The sequence below is a fragment of the Compostibacillus humi genome (genome assembly GCF_014637175.1).
Taxonomy (GTDB): domain Bacteria; phylum Bacillota; class Bacilli; order Bacillales; family Amphibacillaceae; genus Oceanobacillus; species Oceanobacillus humi.
In genome coordinates this window covers 92,880-115,658 of the sequence record NZ_BMEV01000001.1, presented here as the reverse complement: position 1 = coordinate 115,658, position 22,779 = coordinate 92,880, and the positions used below count along the sequence as shown (strand labels likewise).

Sequence of the window (22,779 nt, the reverse complement as noted above, 5' to 3'; positions counted from 1 at the left end):
AAGGTTTTAGAGAATCCGATTTTCTCATCGAATTCCCTAAAGATAAATTCACCTGTATCAGAAGAAAGAGAACCCCCATCATTTGACAATTTAATTTGACGATTGAAATCTAAAGTTAATTGCGGTAAAGTAGCCATTATAAGAATCCTTTCTGTGGTTATTTTGTCGTGATTTAACTTTAACAGAAATGGATTCTTTTTTCATTTATTTGATGCATGATCAAGTCAGATGAAACGCTTGATAAATAAGCATTCAAAAGTAATCAAAAGTTTTCTATGAATAATTCAGGATATATTTTATTTTTTCAAATACAGTATTACTAATAGCAGGAAAAAAGGGGGGATCATCATTCATACAGAAAGAATCCGGCAGCTTGCTAGAAGCATGCGGGATGAGATGATTGAAATGCGCCGGTATTTGCATCGGCACCCGGAATTAAGCTATCAGGAACATGAGACGGCAGACTTTATTCAAAAAAAATTACGGGAGTACGGCATTCCTTACCGGAGCGAGATTGCAGGAACAGGGATTTTAGGAATTATTAAAGGAAAGCATGAGGGGAGAACGGTTGCACTGCGGGCGGATATGGATGCGCTTCCCATCCAGGAAGAAAACGACCATTCCTACGTTTCCGTGCATGAAGGTGTCATGCATGCATGCGGCCATGATGCCCATATGGCGATGCTGCTCGGTGCGGCAAAAATTTTAAAGAACTTGCAGGACGAAATTTACGGTACCGTACTGCTCGTTTTTCAGCCGGCAGAAGAAAAATCCCCTGTTGGCGGGGCGATACCGATGATGGAAGCAGGCGTCTTTGAAGATTTTATGCCGGATGTGATTTACGCACAGCACGTGTGGCCGTATCTTCCTGCGGGACAAATCGGAATCCGGGACAGAGAAATGCTCGGTGCGAGCGATAATTTCAAGGTGATCCTGAAAGGAGTAGGCGGTCATGCGAGCCTCCCCCATTTAACGACGGATCCGGTCGTAACCGCCGGCTTTTTAATTGTCAGCTTGCAAACGATTGTCAGCCGCTCGCTGGATCCCCGGCATCCGTCCGTCCTTACGATTGGTTCGATTCATGGCGGAACCGCCCATAACGTCATCGGCAACACGGTCACGTTGGAAGGATCCATCCGCACGTTCGGCGAGGATACCAGGAAGCGGATAAAAGAACGGTTTTACGAGATTACGACGAACGTGGCAGAAATGTACAATAATGAAGTGGAAATCGATTATCAGGAAGGATATCCGGCGACGGTGAACACTCCAAGATGGGCCCGGCTTGCCCGCCGTTCTGCACAGAATCTGTTTGGAAAAGATGCGACGCCGATGATTGAGCCCGCGATGGCATCGGAAGACTTCAGCAGGTTTTTAGAAAAAATCCCCGGAGCTTACATATTTCTTGGCGCCCAAATGGAAAATAGCGAAGAGCAAAAGGGATTGCACGATCCCCGGTTTAATATTAACGAAGAAGTGCTCCCGATGGGCGCCGCATTTTTGGCAAAGGTTGCCATCGATACGCTAAATGAATTAAAGGAAAACACGATCCGAATTTGGATCGATTAACATGTACCGAGGTTCCAGTGTCAGGCAGGACGACCGGGCATTTTTGGAAATCGCGGTTTACTTTTGCTGTCAGGGTGCTGACGTGGCATCCGTCACAAATTTGCCTGCAGCAATCGAGGTGAAATTCAGGGAAAACCCCGTTTTCATAAACTCAGTAATACGTTATGATAAGTCCATAGCCCTTTTTCTTGCGGGCTTTTTTTATTACATATACAGTTGAGTGAATGGAAAGTGAGATGTACATCCAATGGGAAAAATGAGAAATAAAGCTTCCTACATACTGGAAATACTCCCCGGCTTATTGCTTTCTTTCGCGGTGATGCTGGCAGGCATTTACGCAGCGGATTTTATTGGCTTTTTGATGCAGCAGGCCGGAATATTAACGGCAGGGAGTAAAACGCCCGTCTCCGGTATTTTCGTCGCCATTCTCCTCGGGATGGTAATCCGAAATGTTTTCCCGCTGCACGAGCGGTTTAAAAAAGGGATTACGTTTTCGATGAAATTTATTTTGCGGGCTGGGATAATTCTTCTTGGGTTAAGGCTCAGTTTGATGGAAGCGTTAAAACTTGGCGCCTATGGCATTCCTCTGATTGTCGCCTGTATTGCTGCAGCGCTGATGATCACATTATATTTAACGAAAAAAATGGGACAATCAGAGCGACTCGGAACGCTGATTGCGAGCGGAACGTCCATTTGCGGCGTAACGGCAATTATGGCAACGTCTCCCGTCATCAAGGCGAAGGAAAACGAGATTTCCTATGCGGTCGCCAATATTACGATTTTTGGTTTAACGGGAATGCTCGCGTATCCTTTTCTCGCCAATCTGTTATTTGCCGATGAACCGATGAAAGCGGGGCTGTTTTTAGGTACGGCCATCCATGATACCGCCCAGGTGGCCGGTGCAGCATTAATTTACGACCAAATGTTCCAAAGTGAAGCGGTTGTAGAGGTGGCAACCGTGACGAAATTAACGAGAAATCTGTTTATTATCGCCATTATTCCGATTGTATCCTATTTGTTTTATCGGAAAGGTCATGAAGGAGCTGACGAGAAAACAAAACTGCCAAAATGGTATACGTTTATCCCTTTATTCGTCATCGGCTTTTTGCTTCTTTCGGTAGTGCGGACGATTGGCGATGCGACGATGGAAAGTGCAGGAAGCGCCTTTGGCTTCTTAGCGCCAGCGGCTTGGGAGCAAGTGTATGCAGGGCTTAGTTCCTTTGGCACGACCTATCTGCTTGGCATGGCCATGGCCGGAGTCGGCTTGTCCACGAACTTCAAAATGTTTAAAGGGTTAGGCTTGAAGCCGTTTTATATCGGATTAACCGCAGCAGTCTCTGTCGGAATCATCAGCCTCGTGTTCGTTTCTTTATTTGGCGGCTTCGTGCATATGTAAAATAGGAACATATACTTGCCTGTTTCTGATCGGAAATGGGCAAGTTTTTCTATTTGCCATGAAGGACCGCCGAAATCCTGTGAAACGCCGATAAAAAATTTTATGTGGTCGAAAAAAGAGGAGAAGCGCCGATAAATTTCAAGGAAAGCTGAAAAGCAGTCTGGGACCGCCGAAATCCTGTGAAACGCCGATAAAAAATCGTTTGTGCTCGAAAGAAGAGGAGAAGCGCTGATAAATTTCGAGGAAAGCCGAAAAGTGAGCAGGGACCGCCGAAATCCTGTGAAACGCTGATAAAAAATTTTATGTGCTCGAAAAAAAAGGAGAAGCGCCGATAAATTTCGAGGAAAGCTGAAAAGCAGCCTGGGACCGCCGAAATCCTGTGAAACGCCGATAAAAAATTTTATGTGGTCGAAAAAAGAGGAGAAGCGCCGAAAAATTTCGAGGAAAGCTGAAAAGCAGCCTGGGACCGCCGAAATCCTGTGAAACGCCGATAAAAAATCTTTTGTGCACGAAAAAAAAAGAAGAAGCGCCGATAAATTTCGAGGAAAGCTGAAAAGGGAGCAGGGACCGCCGAAATCCTGTGAAACACAGATAAAAAATTTTATGTGCTCGAAAAAAAAGAAGAAGCGCCGAAAAATTTCGAGGAAAGCTGAAAAGCAGCCTGGGGCCGCTGAAATCCTGTGAAATGCCGATAAAACAGTCGTCATCAACAAGCGCTCGATGACATCGAAGCAAAATTTGCCCAAAACAACATTACCGTACAATATACGGGACTGAACGAAGAAAGCAGGGAATTAAAACGCCGGATTGGCGGCTTGTCCCAGGCATAAACGTGGGGATGTATCTTTTTGGTCCGTCCTCTTTTTTTCTTCGGGAGGTATTTCTTTTGGTAGAATATTTAAAATAATAAAAATTAACAGTACATTATGATAAAATGTAAAAAAATCCAACAATAAAATATCTCCACGAAGGAAGGAGATAATCAATGGCACAATCATTAAATAAGGAAAAGTCTATTGAACAATTTTGCACTTTTGTTGGGATAACGATCGGTATAGGAGTAATTCCCATATTAGAAAACATTATAAATAATGTGTGGCTTAAAACGATATTTGGTCTAATCATAGTTTTCTTGATCGTGTATCTTGTGAAAGCAGTCATGAAATACTTGATGATAAAAAAGATTCCCGCTCGTTATACCGAAAAGTTATTGCCGCTATATGTCATTTATATTTTGGTCTACACTATCATCCGCCTTGCATTGGCAGGGTAATCCTATTTAAAAATTTTTTACTAAGTAACGGAATGCTTTAATTTTGGAAGTCGGCAAACATATCGCTCCCTTTTCATCCATCATTGGCAAAGGGGCCTGGACTGAGGATTAATTTTGCAAAAAGGAGGTAAATGGGTGGACTTATTGCTCTGGATATTCATATGTGTCGTCATCATCGGATTGGTTGTCCTCGCTTTCATGAAAAAAGGGATGGAACGCAAGCTCGCTTTGATCGCAGCAAATACGGAAGTCGAGGAAAGTGCAGCAAAAAAAGCTAAATCCATCATTTGGTGGATAGGGTGCACTGCGGTTTGGGGAATCGTCAGTATGATCGTTATTGTTTGGTGGTTTCATACGCGTTTTGGATAAAATACGCGCCGCATACGGTGAAATAGTGAACGCAGAAGGGATTATCCTTCTGCTTTTTTTGCGGAATAAATCAAAAAATATTAAAAAAATTCGTAAGCGGAACCAATGTTTATGTACCAGCATTGGTTGCGCTTTCTTAGAATAAAGAAAAAATTTTATGAAACGAAAATTGTCAAATAATTTATTGACAAATCAAATTAGCTGCATATATAATCGTACCTAACAATCGTTAGGTGGTGATATATTGCATACAAAATTAATCGACGCAGCTATAAAGCTATATGCGATTCACGGATATCACGGCGCCACAATGCGGAAAATCGCTGATGAAGTTGGCATTAAGCCGGCGTCCATTTATTTTTTCTACAAAAATAAGGAAGAATTGTTTATGGCTGCATTTAAACAGCTTCTGGATAACCATTTCCGGAAGATGGAGAGCATCGTTAAAGAAAATCAGGACAGGCCTGTTGAAGAGATTTTCGTTGCGATGATTCACGGAATCGTAGCTCACCACAAAGGGGATATGGAGGGAACGGATGCGTATATTTCCCTCGTCACCGCGCCGATGAAAGAAATTTCCAGCTATCTCTTTCAGCATATGCAGCGCTACAATCAGTGGCTGTCCGAGTCGCTGGAATCCCTGTTGCGAAAAAGCTATCCGAACATTACGGCTGCTGAAATTGACCGGATCATTAAACAGTTTGTGCTGATCGGCAATGGCGTTTTTTGGGGGATCAAGCTGTATAAGGATGAAGCTTTTGAGGAGCAAGTAACCCTTGCCATTCAAATCATCCGGGCGTTGTTTGATGAGCTGGACGAAAAGTATGCATAATCACCACAAAAGAAAATTTTTATCAATATATTTCGGAAAAAAGCCGATAATGGGATTTTTAATAAATTTCAGGAAAATATCGTCATTCAACATGCGGGTCTTTCTATTTTGAAATCCCTCATGTTTAAGTTCCGAATCACGAAATTGGGGGAAAACTTATGCAAAAGAAAGTAAATATTGGGGATGACTATTCGCTGACAAGGGTGCCGATGTCGGCAAGGCAATCCCTTTGGAGCATAACAATTATACGGGTCGGGGCGCTGGCAACGATTTCCCAGTTTATACTGGGGGCGGCCCTCGGATACGGAATGACCTTCTGGGAAGCCTTTTGGGCAACGATGCTCGGCAGTGTCATTTTACAGGTTATCAGTTTTCTGTTAGGTTATGCCGGTGCGAGAGAAGGACTTTCGACGAGTCTATTGTCCCGGTATACCGGCTTTGGCCGATACGGGTCAAGCATTATCGGCGGGGTCATCGCCATTTCCTGTGTCGGCTGGTTTGGCGTCCAAAACTCAGTATTTGCGGAAGGAATTGTCCAGTCCACCGGAGGAAAACTTCCGCTTGCCGCTGCGGCGGTTATTACAGGTTTGAGTGTCACCGTGCTTGTTATTTTTGGCTTTAAATTATTAAGCATTACCGCGACGATTACCGTCCCGCTCTTTCTATTGGCGGTCGGCTACGGCATTTTCGACGTATTGAGCGAACATTCCATTGGCCAATTGATTTCTGCTGCCCCGGCTGGCGAGCCGCTGTCCATGGGCGCAGCGGCAACGATGGTTGCTGGCGGATTTATTATTGGCGCGGTCATTACTCCGGACTTTAGCCGGTTTGCGAAAAGCGGCAAAGACGTATTTTGGATGGCGACGATCGGGGTGCTAGTCGGTGAGCTGGGAATTAATATGATTGCGGTACTCCTCGCCCTTGCTGCGAGAACGAATGACGTTGTCAGCATTATGGTGCAAACTTCCGGCTGGTTTGGCGCCTTGGTCGTTATTTTATCGACGGTTAAAATTAATAACTTGAACCTTTATTCCTCTTCGTTAGGTTTCACAAATATTTTTGATTCGATGTTTAACATCAAACTAAATCGCGGCATGGTTACGTTGGTCATCGGCGTCATTGGAACGGTATTGTCGGTAATGGGAATTTTGGATCACTTCGTTGCCTTTCTGACATTCCTTGGCGTACTTGTTCCGCCGATTGCCGGTATTATCGTGGTCGAATACTTCATCCTGAAAACATACCGGAAGGAATTGGACGAAACAAGGGAAAAGGGTACCTTGCCGGAAAATATCGGGAAAATGCATCCGATTACGCTGATTTCCTGGGCGGCCGGATTTGCCTCTGGTTACGTCATCACCATCGGCATTCCTTCGCTGAATTCCTTGATCATCAGCGGTGTCGTGTACTATATCGGCGCATTAGTCGTCAAAGCTCTAAAGGCGAAAGCAGCAGGGAATGCAGCATAAAAAAAAGGGACTTCAGCTCCATGGCCGCGGGAAGTTTGCACCGTTTTCTGAAATGGAACATGGAGCTGCATCTTTGCATTGCTGCTGGAAGTAATGCCAAAACGACAACATTTTGCATGCAGGAGGTTATTCACGAATATGAGAAAAATAGGGAAACAAGAGATTGAAGATATAGCTGTAGGAGCAGCCTTGCTTGGAACCGGCGGGGGAGGAGACCCGTATATCGGAAAATTAATGGCGCTGCAGGCGATCGAAGAATTTGGACCGGTCACTGTGTTAGACCCGGAGGAAGTTCCCGACGATGCCCTGCTCGTTCCGTCTTCGATGATGGGGGCGCCGACGGTTATGCTGGAAAAAGTGCCGAGCGGGGAAGAGGCGATTGTCGCCTTTAAGCAGCTGGAAGAATATTTAGGAGAAAAAATTTATGCCACGTTTCCGATTGAGGCCGGCGGATTAAACTCGATGCTGCCTTTCGTCCTCGCTGCTAGATTAGGGCTGCCGGTCGTTGATGCGGACGGTATGGGGCGTGCATTCCCGGAACTGCAAATGGTTACCTTCTACCTGGACGGCATTTCCGCCACACCGGCTGTCATTGCCGACGAAAAAGGAAATACTGCATTGCTGTCGACGATCGACAACGTATGGACGGAACGAATTGCCCGGGCGGCAACGATACAAATGGGCGGTTCCGTCATGAATGCTATGTATTCGATGCGCGGTAAAGACATTAAAGCAAGCGGCATTCCGAACATTTTACAGCTGGAAGAAGAAATCGGTAAAACGATTCGCCTAGCGAAGGAGAATAATGCCAATGCCATTGAAGAAGTGCTGAAGACGGTGGGCGGCTTTGAATTATTCCGGGGAAAAGTGACGGATATTGACCGGAAAACGGAAACAGGCTTTGCGAGAGGCGTTGCCACCTTTGAAGGCATGGACAAATATAAGGATGAAACATTAAAGCTCCGGTTCCAAAACGAACATCTCATTGCCCAGACGGAAAAACAGCTGCTTTGTGTCACGCCGGACTTGATTGCTGTCCTTGACGCAGAGACAGGGCTGCCGATTACGACGGAAGGAATCCGTTATGGGGCAAGATGTGTCGTCATCGGCATCCCGTGTCATCCAAAATGGCGGACGGAGAAAGGAATTGAAACCGTCGGGCCGAGATATTTTGGCTATGATGTGGATTATGTTCCGGTGGAAGAACTGGTGAAAGGAGCGGCGAAATAATGGGAACTTATCGTATCGGAATTGATGTAGGCGGAACCCATACAGACGCAGTTTTATTAGATGAAAACAATGAAGTCGTTTCAGAAACGAAAGCATCGACAACGACGGATGTTACAACGGGCATTTATAATGCGATGCATAAAGTAATCACCGAGGCCAATGTCGACCGGGAAAACATCCGCTATGCCATGCTCGGGACAACCCATTGCACCAATGCGATTGTGGAGCGAAAAGGGCTGAACAATGTAGCCGTTGTCCGGATTGGTGCGCCGGCTACGTTAGCGGTGAAGCCATTGACCGGCGTTCCGGAAGATTTGAAGGAAGCGCTAGGCAAATACGTCTATCTCGTGCGCGGCGGACACGAATTTGACGGCCGGGAAATCGCAGCGTTAGATGAAGCCCATCTATATGAGATTGCCAATGAAGTAAAAGGCAAAGTCGATTCGATTGCGATTACGTCCGTATTTTCTCCGGTTTCGCGGGTTCATGAAGAACGGGCCAGGGATATTTTCGCCGAAGTATTAGGCCCGGACGTCGCAATTTCCTTATCTTCAGAAATCGGTTCGGTCGGCCTGCTGGAAAGAGAAAACGCGACCATCCTGAATGCCTCCGTTGTGAATGTGGCAAAAACCGCTGCCGACGGATTTATTCAGGCGCTGAAAAATGAAGGAATTAACGCAAGCGTCTTTTTCGGGCAAAATGACGGAACGTTAATGTCCGTTGATTACGCCGTGAAATATCCGATTTTTACCGTCGCTTGCGGCCCGACAAACTCCCTGCGCGGCGCCTCCTACTTAGCCGATTTAACCGATGCGATCGTCGTTGACGTAGGCGGAACAACATCGGATGTGGGGATTTTAGTAAATTCCTTCCCGCGGGAATCTTCCTTAGAGGTGGAAATCGGCGGAGCCCGCACGAACTTCCGCATGCCGGACTTAGTTTCCATCGGTCTCGGCGGGGGGACGATTATCCGCATCAAAGATAATGGGGATTTCACCATTGGGCCGGACAGTGTCGGCTACCGTCTGCCGGAAAAAGCGCTGATCTTTGGCGGAGATACCCTTACAGCAACAGACGTTGCCGTTGCTCTCGGGAAAGCAGAGCTCGGCGATCCAGCCAAAGTGGCTCATTTGGACCGGGCGCTATTGGAACGGGTCTATGCCAAAATGGTAGAGATGGTAGAAGAAGCGATCGATAAGATGAAAACGAGCGCCGATCCGATTCCAGTCATTCTCGTCGGCGGCGGAAGCATTCTCCTGCCGACGGAATTAGAGGGGGCTTCCGAAGTTATCCGTCCGGAACATTCCGGAGTTGCCAATGCCATCGGTTCGGCTATCTCCCAAGTGAGCGGCCAAATTGAAAAAATTTATCTGCTCGATGAAGTCGGCCGGGAAAATGCATTGGAAGCGGCGAAGGAAGAAGCGAAGGAAGAAGCGGTGACCGCAGGAGCAAATAAAGACAGTCTTGTCATCGTCGATATTGAAGACGTTCCGCTGGCATATTTGCCGGGAAATGCGACGAGAATCCGCGTAAAAGCGGCAGGAGAACTGCGTTAAGTTTTTGCCAAAAAAATTGTGTGACCCTCTCTATATAAAGATGGAGCCCCATGGTTGTTTACCCGCCATGGGGTTATTTAGTGCTGTTTCCCGATGTATTTGGAACAATATAGGAATCTATTACTTTACAAATCTAGCCTGCTTTGGTTGAATGACAGTAATGTCATTTTTTAGACTGCAAAACGAGTAGAATGGGTGGTTATATGCGAAAAAGTATTACACTGTTTCTTTTCATAATCGCAGCTGCATTGCTGACAGCCTGCGGCGGAAAAGAGGAGCCTGCGCGTGAAGCAAATGATGCGGAGCCGAAAGAAACAGAACAAGCTCCGGAACTGACCGATGAGGAAGCAAAGAAAATCGTCATCGAAGGTTTCCGCAATATTGAATTGGAGATGGAGAAGCTTCAGGAAGATTACTCCCAGGAATGGATGCAGGTCGACTGGCTGGAACCGAAAGATGCCGAAATCTATGAAGAAGGAATGGAGATTACGAGAGCGGCCCTGGCAGACTACATTGCGGAACCATCCTTGGACGATTATGTGAAGACGTATTTATATGCTTATTTTAATTTTTTGGACGGGTCGGGGATGTCTTCCAAAGATATCGGGGTTCGCTTTGAAGTCGTCGAGCAGACGGAAGATTCTTTGAAAGCGAGTTACCTCCTGCTGGCGGACGAGGCGGAATACGTTACTCCGGGAAAACGTATCGTTCAGTTTATAAAGGAGGAAGAAAGCTGGAAATTAAGTGACGATGAATTTATTTCTGCGGAGGAAGAACCGCTGGAGCTGACCTTCGCCGACTTGGAGGACTATTATCAGCTGCTCGCAGAAAATTACGATATGCCCGGTGAACTGGAATTGATTGATGAAGTGGAAAATGGCGAAGAAACCTTTATCGTGTACGCCATGGACGGATTCGTCATGGCACGGAATGTTTCCGATTCCAGTTTGAACGAGGAATTGGCTGCTCAATATCGTGATGAAGCTGCAGCGGAAACAGAGGAATCTGAAGGAGCGGAGGAAACGGCGGCAAATGAATCCGGCGCCGGAACAGCGCCGACAGAACGCAGCGCAAATATCAGCGGGTATGACATCATCATCAAGGAAGAGCGGAACGAATGGGTGGAAGCTTCCGTCGCCTATCCGAAGCTCGGCATCGAAAACATTGATCAGGATATCGCGGCAAAAATGGAGGAGCAGTTTCAAGAATATTGGGCTGCTGCGAAAGAAATGGAATCCACCGCTAAGGAATACGGACAATCGTATTGGTTTACTGTCAAAATTGAGGAGATTGCGGAGACGGACCGGTACGTGTCGATGCAGTTTCTCCACAGCACGTATGAAGGCGGCGTCCACGGGAATGCTTTTGTCGAAACCTTCACCTATGACAAACAGAGCGGTGCTTTATGGAGGCTGGAGGACGTGCTTCAAGGGGATACGGCAAAGCTGGAGAAACTGGCGGCCCTTGTCCATGACCAGCTGATGAATCAGGAAGGTTTATTTTACGACGTCATCCCGGAAGCGACGGAAGCAAGATGGGAAAACTTTTCCACCTTTGCGCTGACGGAACAAACGCTGATTATTTTCTTCCAGCCTTATGAAGTCGGACCGTATGCGGCAGGGATTGTCGAAGCGGAAATTCGGCTGGATGAACTAGGTCTCGCGTTTTAGAAGAGTGATATAATGATAGAATTGACGACAGAAGATTTCAGGTGCGGGCATCTTTTGTGGATTGGAGCTGCCGGCGGATAGAGGATATATATAAGCATTAGAATACGTGCGCTGCGCTGAATTCCGGAATTTTCCGTTAGAATATTTCCACGAAAAGCGGAATTCCCACGGGATTCCGCTGAATTATGAAGTGGTGCGTTAGAATCCAGGCAAAGCGCTGAAATTTATTTTTTTCCGTTAGAAAAAATGGCAGAAACGCTGAATCTTTTCGCAAATCGTTAGAATGATAGATATAAGCGTTAGAAAAAAGGCGCTGCGCTGAATTCCGGAATTTTCCGTTAGAATATTTCCATGAAAAGCGGAATTCCCACGGGATTCCGCTGAATTATGAAGCGGGTGCGTTAGAATTCAGGCAAAGCGCTGAAATTTATTTTTTTCCGTTAGAAAAAATGGCAGAAACGCTGAATCTTTTCGCAAATCGTTAGAATGATAAATAAAAGTGTTAGAATCCGTGCGCTGCGCTGAATTCCGGAATTTTCCGTTAGAAAATTTCCATGAAAAGCGGAATTCCCACGGGATTCCGCTGAATTATGAAGCGGGTGCGTTAGAATTCAGGCAAAGCGCTGAATCTTGGAATTTTCCGTTAGAATAAATCAGAGAAAAAAATCCATTTCATCTGAAGACATAAATGTAAGCGGTTAAATAGAAGGCTGTTCCTAATCAAAAGTTTAGGAGCAGCTTTTTTCCGGCAAGTTTATTCATTTCGTTGGCGGCACAGATTCCGTTAGATTTTGGGGGAGCCTAATATAAATATATTCAATATTCTATCTATTTTAATGTATGATAATAACAAGAAGGATTTTGGAAAAGGAGGAAAGGCGTTGAGCGAAGCAAAGGTTCACATTCCCGCACTCTCCATGTATGCGATTACGGCAAAGCTGTTTACCCATGTGGAAAGGGCGGTCGTGAAGGAGTTTGGTGCGGAAGGGAAGCGCTTGGTCCAGAAAGGGGTCGAGGTGTTCGGATATCAGGATGCAGAAGACATTGCGAAACAAGCTACAATCGACGGAGAAAATCATCGGCTGTTTGATTACATCCCGATGGACCATGGTGTGGAGAAAAAATACGAGAACGAAACGATTTATGCTTTGATGGCAAAGCTTTTTGCCCAAGTGAGCAAGCAAGTGGTAGACCGGTACGGGGAAAAAGGGAAAGAAGTCATCCGGGAAGGAGTGCGCACCTTCGGGGAGGAGCGGGGGCGGGGAATTGCCCAGCGGGCCCGGACGAACGGCAAGAAAAATACGATTGAAAATTATATGGCGCATTACGATATGGGAAGAAGCGAGCTTTTTAAATATACGACCGAATTCAAGCCGGGGGAAATCGAGCAGCATTTTACCGTATGCCCCTTCGGCCAGCAATGGGCAGAGGACGGAATGCACGAGTACGGAATTTTGTATTGTCAAATGATTGACCCGGCTATTGCCCAAGGGTACAACCCGAATTTTAACGTCGTACATGACGAGTATATTTTAGAGGACGGCATTTGTCATTTCCGCTTTCAATTAGACAAGGAGAAAGAGGATTAACTTTTAGTTTGGGGGATTGAGAATGATCAATATAGAGCGGCTCATGTCCCGTTTGGAAGAGTTATCCAAGATCGGGAAAACAGAAGACGGCGGGGTAACCCGCTTTTCTTTTACAAAGGAGGAAGCAGAAGCGAACGCGCTAGTAGCGCGTTACATGGAGGAAGCAGGATTAACGGTGGAATACGATGCGGTGGGAAACCTTATTGGCAGCCGGGAAGGGGAAGAGGGGCTGCCGGTCATATTGTTAGGTTCCCACATCGACACGGTCCCGAATGGCGGGAAGTTTGACGGGCCGGTCGGGGTGCTCTCTGCCATTGAAGTGCTGCAAGCTTTGAACGAGGAGGGGGTGTCCCTCCGCCACCCGGTGAAAGTGATTTCTTTTAAAGATGAGGAAGGGAGCCGTTTCGGATTTGGCATGATCGGCAGCCGTGCAGTGGCAGGAACTCTCGCGATGGAAGATTTGGAGCGGACTGATGAAAGGGGTGTGTCGATATTGCAGGCGATGGAGGAGGCGGGGTTTCCTCTAGATGCAGCCAAGTTGCAAACGGCAAAGATGGACAAGGTGAAGGCGTATCTCGAAGTCCATATTGAGCAGGGCAAAGTGTTGGAGCGGAATAACGTCGGCGTCGGGAACGTGACGGGCATTGCCGGGCCGGTATGGCTGAAGATGAAGGTTGTCGGGGAGGCGGAACATGCTGGTGCAACTCCGATGGGCCAGCGGAAAGATGCCCTCGTTGCAGCAAGCATGATAATTCAAGAAGTGGAAAAAATCGCCAGGATGCACCCGCCGGCCGTTGCTACTGTCGGAAAAATCGCCGTTTCGCCAAACGGGGTGAACGTCATTCCGGGAGAGGTGGAATGGACGATCGATATCCGCAGTACGGATGAAAAGCGGCGGGATGAGGTGGAACGGGCAATTGTTGCTTTTGCCGAGCGGACCGCGGAGGAGCGGGATATGCGCCTGGAGATTTCCGAATTGCAGCGGGTGCCGCCGGTCGGGTGTGACGAACGGATTCAGACGCTGATTCAGGAAAGCATTGCGGAAATCGGATCAGAAACGGTGTCACTGCCAAGCGGTGCGGGCCATGATGGAATGCAGTTCAAAGACCGGATTCCCATCGGGATGATTTTCGTCCGTTCCATTGACGGCATTAGCCATAATCCGAGGGAGTTATCATTGGCGGAAGATATTGAAAAAGGCGCTGAAGTGCTTTACCGGACGCTTTTAAAACTGGACCGGGAATAAAGAAGGGTGGCAGGAAGGAAATTTCCTGCCTTTATTACATATACGATTAAAATTCTTACCTAAAGGGATTGCCTTCCTGTCCAGTTTAGTAAGTTGGAAACTTAGCAAGAAGGCAATTCAATTCTATTAATTGGGCATATCTTTTCTGTACGATTTTAAATTCAGGCTGTATCATTGCATGGGCGTTACATAAGGGGCTCTTCATGTTAAATCTAAATTATAAAAAAATTAACATTAGAACAAACCTTTAGTATAATTTAGTTAAGTGGGTAAAAAGTCCAAAAAAAAAGATACAACTAATACACTAGTAGTATCTACCTTGCAACTTCTTATATTTTTATGTACCGGACTGTTTTCACCATATCTAGATATGGGTACTCTGCAATCCTGCATTACATTAACCGTATCTCGATACGGGGTTGTAATGTAATATAAATATATAATTTTCTTTTGGCTCTGTCAACTGCAAGGAGGCAATTTTTATGCGTTTTGTTCCCCCTTTACGCACAGAATATATGAAGATTTTTTTCGACGAAAGCGGGCAAGATAAAGATCGTCCGTGTACAATGGCAGGTTTATTAATTCCTGATACCATTTATAATTCCCCAAAATTAATGGAATTAAATGAAAAGCTTATAAATAAAGAACTGAAACTCCATTGGACTGAGTATACCGGAGACATTCAAATGAGGAATAATATTTACTCAGTAATTGAAGTTTTTACAACATTATCGCAATATACACGAATGAATGTGATTAATTATAACACTTCTACGCTGCATGAAAGGTATAAGCTTTCAGAACATGAAGGTTCTAAATCAAAGAAGAAGCGAAGGAATAAAAAAATTATTTATTATGCAACTCTAATGGTTTATACCAAAATACCAGAAAGAATCTTTTATGGGCTTCTAAGGCATTATGGTAAAGATATATACATAAAATCAGAAATATTTATTGAAAAAGAGGAAAAGTACGTAAAATATGAATTAGAAAAACGACTTTTAGAAAATTTAAATACCCAGTCCTTATATAGAGCGCAACAATACTGGGTAGATAAATGTCAAATGGTTGAAAAGCAGAAGATGATTGGCGTGGAATTGGTTGATTTATTGTTAGGAATAATTCGTTTGATTTTAAAAAACGAAGAAATTCGTCTTGGATTATCTGATGAAGAATATAAAAAACAGAAATTAAAAGGTTCTGCCAAGAAACTTGAATTAACTATCGATCTGTTGAAAATCCCGGGTTTTTATGACTTTTTGTCTAATATTAATTATTATGAATGGGATAGTGACAAACAATTATCTGAAGTAAGTTTCAAAGATTATCTTGATTTGTTTATGACTTCATACTATTCCTGTTTCAACAGTTAGTTTTTTTTAAAATTGTAAAGTTACCAATGTATATTTGTTCACATAAAAGGCAGGAGATAAAGAACAAAAGTCTTTATCTCCATTTTTTTCGTATGTGTGCGTTAGAAAATGAGCATATCTGTCAGTTAGGATCTGTTTCGGCGGTGCCGTTCTTTCCCGCCTTTCATTTCATTTAATTCTTCTTTATTTTTGTTTTTCTTCTTTTTCCCTTTTGCCAACCTATTCCCCTCCTTTTTCCATAGTGTAGTCGGATAACGGGAAAACATGCATCCGCCAGCGGAAAGATTTCCCCCATTTTGAGTATGTTTGTTCTACAATTTTGAAAATTTATGTTAATCTACCATTATAAAAGAGGCAAAGGTGGTAGCTATGGAGAAAAAACAATTTTTGAACCATGTGGAGGAAGCATATTCAACTTTTTCCTTAAAACCGGAAAATATTTTTCTATTTAAGCTGTTTCAGTTTGATTTTTCCTATGACGAAACAGAAAGAACGTGTACGATATCCTGCCCGATTACGGATATAATGCTTAATCCAACCGGTGTTGTCCATGGCGGCGTATACACATTTATTTCCGATACAGCGATGGGACATTTGAATTTTCGCTTTAAAGATGCTCCTTACGTTACGCTGGAACTGAAAACATCTTATTTCCGCGCCGTTTCATCCGGAAAAATGATTGCCACTGCCCGATACGTGAAGGAAGGACATCAAGTTTCCTATATGGAATGCGAAGTAAAAAATGAAGAAGGAAAACTTTTATGCAAAACAACAGCTACCTTTTATCGTTTTGAAAAGAAGAAATAAGCGGACAACGACTTGGATTCGGCAAGATGTGACGTTTGAGGAGTGCGGGCCCCGCTGGTACTGTTAAGAGCAGCTTGTCACGGCCGATTTGCACAAAAAATACGGTAGAATCGACCGAGAGAGACGCTGTCACGGCCGATTTGTGCATGAAAGACGGTAGAATCGACCGAGAGAAGTGCTGTCACGGCCGATTTGTGCATGAAAGACGGTAGAATCAACCGAGAGAGTCGCTGTCACGGCTGATTTGCGCGAGAAAGACGGTAGAATCGACCGAGAGAAGCGCTATCACGGCTGATTTTTGCTAAAAATACTGTAGAATCGACCGAGAGAGTCGCTGTCACGGCTGATTTGCGCGAGAAAGACGGTAGAATCGACCGAGAGAAGCGCTGTCACGGCTGATTTTTGCTAAAAATACGGAAGAATCGACCGAGAGAAGCGCTATCACGGCTGATTTGCACAAAAAATACGGAAGAATCGACCGAGAGAAGCGCTATCACGGCTGATTTGCGCTAGAAAGACGGTAGAATCAACCGAGAGAGTCGCTGTCACGGCTGATTTGCGCTAAAAAAACGGAAGAATCGACCGAGAGAAGTGCTGTCACGGCTGATTTGTGCATGAAAGACGGTAGAATCGACCGAGAGAAGCGCTATCACGGCCGATTTGTGCATGAAAGACGGGAGAATCAACCGAGAGAGGCGCCAACAGAGCTGATATCGCAAAAAATCCCCCATGCGGGCTGCCGTTACCCATCAAAATAAGAAAACCGCCTGAACGGTGCGGGGCTGATGATGCGCCCCCTCCAATTCCAGGCGGTGATTTTTATTTGATTCCCATCATAAATTTTTTCAGTTTCGGGGAAAGCATCAATAGAATAATGCCGAGAAGAATGGCAACGGCACCAATGACACCAAAGTAGACAACTTCGGTTTCCGGCGAGTAGAAGCGAACGACTTGGGCGTTGATCGCCTGGGCGGACGCATTGGACAAGTTCCATAAGCTCATCATTTGCGCCGCAAAGGCAACGGGCGCCAGTTTCGTCGTTGCCGATAATCCGACCGGTGACAATAACAGCTCACCCATCACGACAAGGAAGAAGCTAAGGACGAGCCAAAGCGGGCTGACTAAGCTTTCCGTGCCGTTGAAATAAGCCGGGAAAATCATGACGATAAAGGACAGCCCGGCAAAAATGAGCCCGAAGGAAAATTTTTGCGAAACGGAAGGCTGCCGGTCGCCGAGTTTCGTCCAAAGCCAGGCAAAAACAGGCGCAAAGATGATAATGAACAGCGGGTTCAATGACTGGAACCAGGAAGCTTTTAATTCCAAACCTAAGAAATTGAGCTGGGTCCGTTCATTGGCATACGTCGCGAGAATCGTGGAACCTTGCTCCTGAATGGCCCAGAACATCATCGCTGCAATAAAGAGCGGAATGTACGCAAGCAGGCGGGAACGTTCTTCCGCCGTTGTTTTTTTGCTCTTGAACATCATGATAAAGTAGACGGTCGGAATAATGATTCCAAGGATACTAATGAAAAAGATGACCCGTTCGACAGTGAGCCAGCCGCCGGAAAAGCCGAGCCAGCCAATTACCGCAATAATTAGCGCTGCGGCCGCGGTGACGGACGCATACGTGCTTTTTTCCTTTTTCGTCAATGGGTTCGGCACGTTGACACCAGCAAGCCCCAAATATTTTCTCCTTGTAATGACATAAACGACAAGACCGATAAACATCCCTAACGCCGCGATGCCAAATCCTAAATGGAAGCTGTATGTCTCCCCGACCGTACCGACGATATACGGCGCGATGAATGCTCCCATATTGATTCCCATATAGTAAATACTAAATCCCGAGTCTCTTCTCGGGTCTTTTTTGCTATATAAATCCCCGACGAGACTCCCCACATTCGGCTTTAGCAGTCCCGTTCCCAGGACGATAAACGCCATGGAAGTGAACAAGGCGGTGATGCCCATTGGCAGGGCAAGGATGATATGACCAATCATAATTAAAATGCCGCCGTAAAACACAGTGCGGGCGGTGCCGAGAATGCGGTCGGCAATCCAGCCGCCAATAATCCCGGACATGTAGACGAGGGAACCGTAGATCGCCATAATTGAGTTCGCCGTCGTCTGATTAATGCCGAGTCCCCCTTGGGTGACTTCGTAATACATGTAATAAAGCAAAATGGCACGCATGCCGTAGTAGGAAAACCGTTCCCAAAATTCGGTGAAAAACAATGTTGATAAACCTTTCGGATGACCGAAAAATCCGGTTTGCGGTATGGATTTTACGATGTCATCCGGGCTATGTTGTGAACGCATAAGATGATAAATCCTCCCAAATCAATAGAATAGTCTGACAATCTTTCAGCAAGAATTTGTCGATATACCATTTTAAAGGATACAGATACCGATGTAAAGGTGACATTTTTCGACAAAATTCACAATTTGTGACAATTCCGGCAAACTCCGGGGGAAGGCTTGGAATCATTGGCATCCGCATATCTTTTAAATTTTTTTAATATTTCCTGTTGCCAAATTAATTCAGATGATATACAATTTATTTGAAAGCAAACAATTTTTTGTAAAGACAAAACTTTTTAGAAGGTGACGAAACGATGTATATTGCCTATGACGAAAATATTGACGAACGATTTAAACGCTATTTTCCAATTATGAAAGCGGTAACAGGGTTGCTCGGCAATCAGTGCGAAACGGTGATTCATGATTTTTCCAATCATAACGAATCGATTGTCGCCATGATGGGAAATGTCACCGAAAGACAGCTTTATGCACCTCTAACAAGTTTTGTGCTGGAAATCTTAAAAAAAGAAGGGGATGAGGCAGAAGACAGGATTGGTTACATCACGTATTACAAAGGAAAACCTTATCGCTGTTCGACGATTTTTATCCGTGATGGAAAAGAGCTGATCGGCTGTCTCTGTATCAATTACTGTGTCCAAGATTTCTTTGCGCTAAAACGGATTACAGAGCAACTGACGACGAGCCGCAGTGTATTGGAGCTGGAAAAAGAAGCGAAAGATGAATATTTTGCCCAGAGTGTCGAAGATTTTGTCGACAATACAGTGCAAAAAATTATCGCACGAAACGGGAAAGATTTGACGAAGCTGACCAAGGCAGAACGGCTGGACCTTATCCGCCAGCTGGATCAGACCGGTGTCTTTCTCGTGAAGGGAACCGTGGAAATGCTGGCAGAGCGAATGAACATGTCGAAGTATACGATTTATAACGACATTGATGAAGTACGGAAATAGGAAAGGGCGCGATTTTCGCCTTTCTATTTTCCGAAAGATGAAAGCGTTATCTATTGCCATTATTTTGCGGCAAATTTATCAACATATAAAAGGAGAGGACAGAATATGAAACGAATGGCAGAACCTTTCAAAATTAAAATGGTGGAGCCGATCCGGCTGATTCCGAGGGAGGAACGGGAAAAGGCGCTTGTTGAAGCGGGATACAATTTATTTTCCCTGAAGTCGGACGATGTGTACATCGACTTATTAACGGACAGCGGTACCGGGGCGATGAGCGATACCCAATGGTCCGGCATTATGCTTGGGGATGAAGCGTATGCCGGAAGCCGCAACTTTTTCCATTTGCAGGAAGCGGTGGAAGATGTTATCGGCTATCCGTATATCATTCCGACCCACCAGGGCCGCGGGGCAGAGCAGGTGCTGTTCCCGATTGTCGTAAAACAAGGGCAGTATGTGCTGAGCAACTGGCATTTTGACACAACAAGGGCCCATGTCGATTTAACCGGCGGAAAAGCGGTCGACCTCGTAACGGAAAAAGCATACGACACGACGACTCCTTACGATTTTAAAGGGAATTTTGATTTGGAAAAACTGGAAAATGCGATTGCAGAAAAAGGCGCGGAAAACATTGCGATGATCATCATTACGATTACGAACAACAGTGCAGGCGGCCAACCGGTATCCATGGAAAACATCCGCAGCGTTTCGGAGATTGCGAAAAAACATGGCATTTTAACCGTCATGGATGCGGCCCGTTTTGCGGAAAACGCCTATTTCATTAAAAAGCGGGAAGCCGGCTATGAAAACAAATCGATTAAAGAAATCGTGCGGGAAATGTTCTCCTACACCGATGTCTTTACGATGAGCGCGAAAAAAGACGGCATCGTGAACATCGGCGGATTGCTCGGTTTCCGGGAAGACGAAAAATTATTTGAACAAGCCCGTTCCATGGTCGTTCCGTATGAAGGTTTTCCGACCTATGGCGGGATGAGCGGCCGGGATATGGAAGCGCTCGCCATCGGGCTCCGGGAAGGAATTAACGAAGATTATCTTGCCTACCGCATTGACCAGGTGGAATATTTAGGAAAACGGTTAATGGAAGGCGGCATTCCGATTCAATATCCGACCGGAGGACATGCCGTGTTTGTCGATGCGAAAAAATTGCTTCCGCATATTCCGGGTGATCAGTTCCCTGCCCAAGTGCTGGCAAATGAACTGTATTTGGAAGCAGGAGTTCGCGGTGTGGAAATCGGTTCCCTCCTTCTTGGCCGGGATCCGGAAACGGGCGAACAGCTGGAAAGCCCATTGGAGCTATTGCGCCTGACCATTCCGCGGCGGGTATACACGTATAATCATATGGACTTCATTGCGGACGGGCTTATTGCCATTCGCGAACGGGCGCATACGTTGAAAGGACTCACCTTTACGTACGAGCCGAAAGTATTGCGTCACTTTACGGCACGATTAAAGCCGGTAGAATAAGCGCAGGCGGGGCTTGCTTTTGGAAAAGGGCGGGTGAGGGCAAAAAATTGGCCACGGTTAGGATGGTGCACGTGTCCCGCCCGCCAAGAAGACCGGCGGCAGGATGCAAAACAATCATGCCGCCCCGGTTTCCATCGAAAGACTTTAAGTCTATAAATTGATAAAGAGAAAGAAAAGGAGTGGTCATTGCAGCAGCAGGACAAGCAGCAAGGGATCAGTTTCGCTAGAGGAAAAATACAACAATCCCTAGAACAAACGTGGCCACCCTTGTCAAAACAAGGGGGATCATTCATGGAGAATAAATGGTCATCAAAGCTTGGGTTTATTTTGGCCTCTGCCGGAGCTGCCATCGGCTTAGGGGCGATATGGAAATTTCCTTACGTGACGGGAATGAATGGCGGCGGTGCATTCTTGCTCATCTTTATTATTTTGACGCTGTTGGTCGGGATGCCGATGCTGATTTCCGAATTTATTATCGGACGCGGAACAGGGAAGGAAGCTGTTTCTGCCTATGACACTTTGGCGCCCGGGTCCAATTGGCGGATTATTGGCCGGCTCGGAGTTGTCGGATGTTTTCTTTTGCTTTCCTTTTATAGTGTTGTCGGCGGCTGGCTGCTCGTCTATACAGTGATGTCGCTTTTTGGCCTTGTCATTCAAAACGGAGCGGATTACGGCGCGACGTTCGGCTACATTATAAGTTCAGCGTGGATTACCCCGCTAAGCACACTCTTGTTTATCATCATTAATATTGTTATTATTGCTCTTGGGGTAAGAAACGGGATTGAACGGGCATCGAAATATATGATGCCGACCCTCTTCGTCTTTTTTATCATTCTCGTCGTACGGGCATTGACATTGGAAGGAGCGATGGAAGGGGTTATCTTCTTCCTGAAACCGGATTTTTCCGCCATTACGGCAGAAGGGGTGCTTTATGCCCTCGGACAGTCGTTTTTTGCCCTGGCCGTCGGTTTTTCCTGTATGGTCACGTACAGCTCCTATTTGGATAAAAATGTCAGCTTGCCGTCTTCCGCAAGTTCGGTCGTCATTATGAACTTGATTGTATCCATATTTGCGGGACTTGTTATTTTTCCGGTCGTTTTCGCCTTTGGCTTTGAGCCGGCTGAAGGACCTGGACTCTTGTTTATCGTCCTTCCGGCAGTGTTCAGCAACATCGCATTCGGGGAATTTTTCCTGGCAATTTTCTTAATATTGTTTTTCTTCGCAACCCTTACTTCGTCCATTTCGCTGTTTGAAATTATCGTTGCTTCCATTACGGCGAAGGGAAAACATTCGCGGAAAAAAATTGCCTGGCTCTCCGGGATAGTCGTATTTATCGCTGGAATACCGGCAGGGCTGTCGTCCGGACTGTTAAGTGAAGTGATATTGTTTGGAAAAAATATTTTTGATGTTACCGATTATCTCGTAAGTAATATTTTGCTTCCCCTCGGCAATTTGCTGATCGCCTTGTTTATCGGCTTTAAGATGAACCGGAAGTTCATGAAAGAAGAATTTATGTTAGCCGGCAACTGGTCGGCGGGGCTATTTAATGCCTGGTTTTTCCTGATGCGCTATATCGTTCCGGTTACGATCATCATCGTCTTCCTCAACATGCTTGGATTGATTGGTTAGTTAGGAGCCACGGGTGCTTG

The 22,779-nt window shown here is 45.6% G+C and carries 17 protein-coding genes and 1 pseudogene; 16 read left to right on the top strand and 2 right to left on the bottom strand.

All coding sequences use genetic code 11. The annotated features are described in order from the left end of the window. Positions 1-137, bottom strand: a pseudogene (locus IEV18_RS00490) (IS1380 family transposase); the annotation flags it as partial. A gap of 268 nt (positions 138-405) precedes the next feature. Here IEV18_RS00490 and IEV18_RS00485 point away from each other — a divergent pair. The 13 genes from IEV18_RS00485 to IEV18_RS00425 all read left to right on the top strand — a co-directional run bounded on the left by IEV18_RS00485 (position 406) and on the right by IEV18_RS00425 (position 16,379). Beyond that, complete coding sequence (locus IEV18_RS00485; RefSeq protein ID WP_229733500.1) at positions 406-1,569, top strand: M20 metallopeptidase family protein; 1,164 nt, start codon at positions 406-408, stop codon at positions 1,567-1,569. A 247-nt stretch (positions 1,570-1,816) separates the two neighbouring features. Further along, positions 1,817-2,965, top strand: coding sequence for a YeiH family protein (locus IEV18_RS00480; RefSeq protein WP_188390395.1), 1,149 nt, complete (start codon positions 1,817-1,819; stop codon positions 2,963-2,965). 985 nt (positions 2,966-3,950) lie between these two features. Further along, positions 3,951-4,238 carry a hypothetical protein gene (locus IEV18_RS00475; RefSeq protein WP_188390394.1) on the top strand — a complete coding sequence of 96 codons (288 nt, stop codon included), beginning with the start codon at positions 3,951-3,953 and terminating at the stop codon, positions 4,236-4,238. 135 nt (positions 4,239-4,373) lie between these two features. Beyond that, positions 4,374-4,607 (top strand): hypothetical protein, encoded by a 234-nt coding sequence (locus IEV18_RS00470; RefSeq protein ID WP_188390393.1) that lies wholly within the window; start codon positions 4,374-4,376, stop codon positions 4,605-4,607. A 244-nt stretch (positions 4,608-4,851) separates the two neighbouring features. Next, positions 4,852-5,439 (top strand): TetR/AcrR family transcriptional regulator, encoded by a 588-nt coding sequence (locus IEV18_RS00465; protein ID WP_188390392.1) that lies wholly within the window; start codon positions 4,852-4,854, stop codon positions 5,437-5,439. 158 nt (positions 5,440-5,597) lie between these two features. After that, positions 5,598-6,908: a purine-cytosine permease family protein gene (locus IEV18_RS00460; protein WP_188390391.1), complete on the top strand. Its 1,311-nt coding sequence runs from the start codon at positions 5,598-5,600 to the stop codon at positions 6,906-6,908. A gap of 138 nt (positions 6,909-7,046) precedes the next feature. Beyond that, the gene (locus tag IEV18_RS00455) at positions 7,047-8,138 is read left to right on the top strand and encodes an S-methyl thiohydantoin desulfurase family protein (protein ID WP_188390390.1); all 1,092 of its coding nucleotides are present in this window, start codon (positions 7,047-7,049) and stop codon (positions 8,136-8,138) included. Then, positions 8,138-9,694 (top strand): ROK family protein, encoded by a 1,557-nt coding sequence (locus IEV18_RS00450; protein WP_188390389.1) that lies wholly within the window; start codon positions 8,138-8,140, stop codon positions 9,692-9,694. Before IEV18_RS00455 ends, IEV18_RS00450 begins: the two co-directional genes overlap by 1 nt. Positions 9,695-9,897: 203 nt before the next feature. Continuing rightward, on the top strand, positions 9,898-11,364 hold the full coding sequence (locus tag IEV18_RS00445; RefSeq protein WP_188390388.1) for a DUF3298 and DUF4163 domain-containing protein: 1,467 nt from the start codon (positions 9,898-9,900) through the stop codon (positions 11,362-11,364). An 881-nt stretch (positions 11,365-12,245) separates the two neighbouring features. Then, positions 12,246-12,953 (top strand): L-2-amino-thiazoline-4-carboxylic acid hydrolase, encoded by a 708-nt coding sequence (locus tag IEV18_RS00440; protein ID WP_229733499.1) that lies wholly within the window; start codon positions 12,246-12,248, stop codon positions 12,951-12,953. A gap of 22 nt (positions 12,954-12,975) precedes the next feature. Continuing rightward, complete coding sequence (locus IEV18_RS00435; RefSeq protein WP_188390387.1) at positions 12,976-14,199, top strand: Zn-dependent hydrolase; 1,224 nt, start codon at positions 12,976-12,978, stop codon at positions 14,197-14,199. Between the two features lie 482 nt (positions 14,200-14,681). Then, on the top strand, positions 14,682-15,572 hold the full coding sequence (locus IEV18_RS00430) for a DUF3800 domain-containing protein (RefSeq protein ID WP_188390386.1): 891 nt from the start codon (positions 14,682-14,684) through the stop codon (positions 15,570-15,572). Between the two features lie 369 nt (positions 15,573-15,941). Continuing rightward, a complete protein-coding gene (locus IEV18_RS00425; protein ID WP_188390385.1) occupies positions 15,942-16,379 on the top strand; it encodes a PaaI family thioesterase in 438 nt (145 codons plus the stop codon). Positions 16,380-17,198: 819 nt separating this feature from the next. Here IEV18_RS00425 and IEV18_RS00420 read toward each other — a convergent pair. Beyond that, complete coding sequence (locus IEV18_RS00420) at positions 17,199-18,695, bottom strand: peptide MFS transporter (protein ID WP_188390384.1); 1,497 nt, start codon at positions 18,693-18,695, stop codon at positions 17,199-17,201. Positions 18,696-18,991: 296 nt separating this feature from the next. Here IEV18_RS00420 and IEV18_RS00415 point away from each other — a divergent pair, with 296 nt between their 5' ends. The 3 genes from IEV18_RS00415 to IEV18_RS00405 all read left to right on the top strand — a co-directional run bounded on the left by IEV18_RS00415 (position 18,992) and on the right by IEV18_RS00405 (position 22,759). Next, the gene (locus IEV18_RS00415) at positions 18,992-19,648 is read left to right on the top strand and encodes a helix-turn-helix transcriptional regulator (RefSeq protein ID WP_188390383.1); all 657 of its coding nucleotides are present in this window, start codon (positions 18,992-18,994) and stop codon (positions 19,646-19,648) included. Between the two features lie 105 nt (positions 19,649-19,753). Further along, on the top strand, positions 19,754-21,130 hold the full coding sequence (locus IEV18_RS00410; protein ID WP_188390382.1) for a tryptophanase: 1,377 nt from the start codon (positions 19,754-19,756) through the stop codon (positions 21,128-21,130). A gap of 291 nt (positions 21,131-21,421) precedes the next feature. Beyond that, positions 21,422-22,759: a sodium-dependent transporter gene (locus tag IEV18_RS00405; protein WP_188390381.1), complete on the top strand. Its 1,338-nt coding sequence runs from the start codon at positions 21,422-21,424 to the stop codon at positions 22,757-22,759. The last annotated feature ends 20 nt before the right edge of the window (positions 22,760-22,779 follow it).

Excerpts from the sequence above, each read along its gene's own strand:
- IEV18_RS00485 (WP_229733500.1), top strand. The coding sequence starts at position 406 with ATGCGCCGGTATTTGCATCGGCACCCGGAATTAAGCTATCAGGAACAT.
- IEV18_RS00480 (WP_188390395.1), top strand. The coding sequence starts at position 1,817 with ATGGGAAAAATGAGAAATAAAGCTTCCTACATACTGGAAATACTCCCC.
- IEV18_RS00475 (WP_188390394.1), top strand. The coding sequence starts at position 3,951 with ATGGCACAATCATTAAATAAGGAAAAGTCTATTGAACAATTTTGCACT.
- IEV18_RS00460 (WP_188390391.1), top strand. The coding sequence starts at position 5,598 with ATGCAAAAGAAAGTAAATATTGGGGATGACTATTCGCTGACAAGGGTG.
- IEV18_RS00455 (WP_188390390.1), top strand. The coding sequence starts at position 7,047 with ATGAGAAAAATAGGGAAACAAGAGATTGAAGATATAGCTGTAGGAGCA.
- IEV18_RS00450 (WP_188390389.1), top strand. The coding sequence starts at position 8,138 with ATGGGAACTTATCGTATCGGAATTGATGTAGGCGGAACCCATACAGAC.
- IEV18_RS00445 (WP_188390388.1), top strand. The coding sequence starts at position 9,898 with ATGCGAAAAAGTATTACACTGTTTCTTTTCATAATCGCAGCTGCATTG.
- IEV18_RS00435 (WP_188390387.1), top strand. The coding sequence starts at position 12,976 with ATGATCAATATAGAGCGGCTCATGTCCCGTTTGGAAGAGTTATCCAAG.
- IEV18_RS00430 (WP_188390386.1), top strand. The coding sequence starts at position 14,682 with ATGCGTTTTGTTCCCCCTTTACGCACAGAATATATGAAGATTTTTTTC.
- IEV18_RS00425 (WP_188390385.1), top strand. The coding sequence starts at position 15,942 with ATGGAGAAAAAACAATTTTTGAACCATGTGGAGGAAGCATATTCAACT.
- IEV18_RS00420 (WP_188390384.1), bottom strand. The coding sequence starts at position 18,695 with ATGCGTTCACAACATAGCCCGGATGACATCGTAAAATCCATACCGCAA.
- IEV18_RS00415 (WP_188390383.1), top strand. The coding sequence starts at position 18,992 with ATGTATATTGCCTATGACGAAAATATTGACGAACGATTTAAACGCTAT.
- IEV18_RS00410 (WP_188390382.1), top strand. The coding sequence starts at position 19,754 with ATGAAACGAATGGCAGAACCTTTCAAAATTAAAATGGTGGAGCCGATC.
- IEV18_RS00405 (WP_188390381.1), top strand. The coding sequence starts at position 21,422 with ATGGAGAATAAATGGTCATCAAAGCTTGGGTTTATTTTGGCCTCTGCC.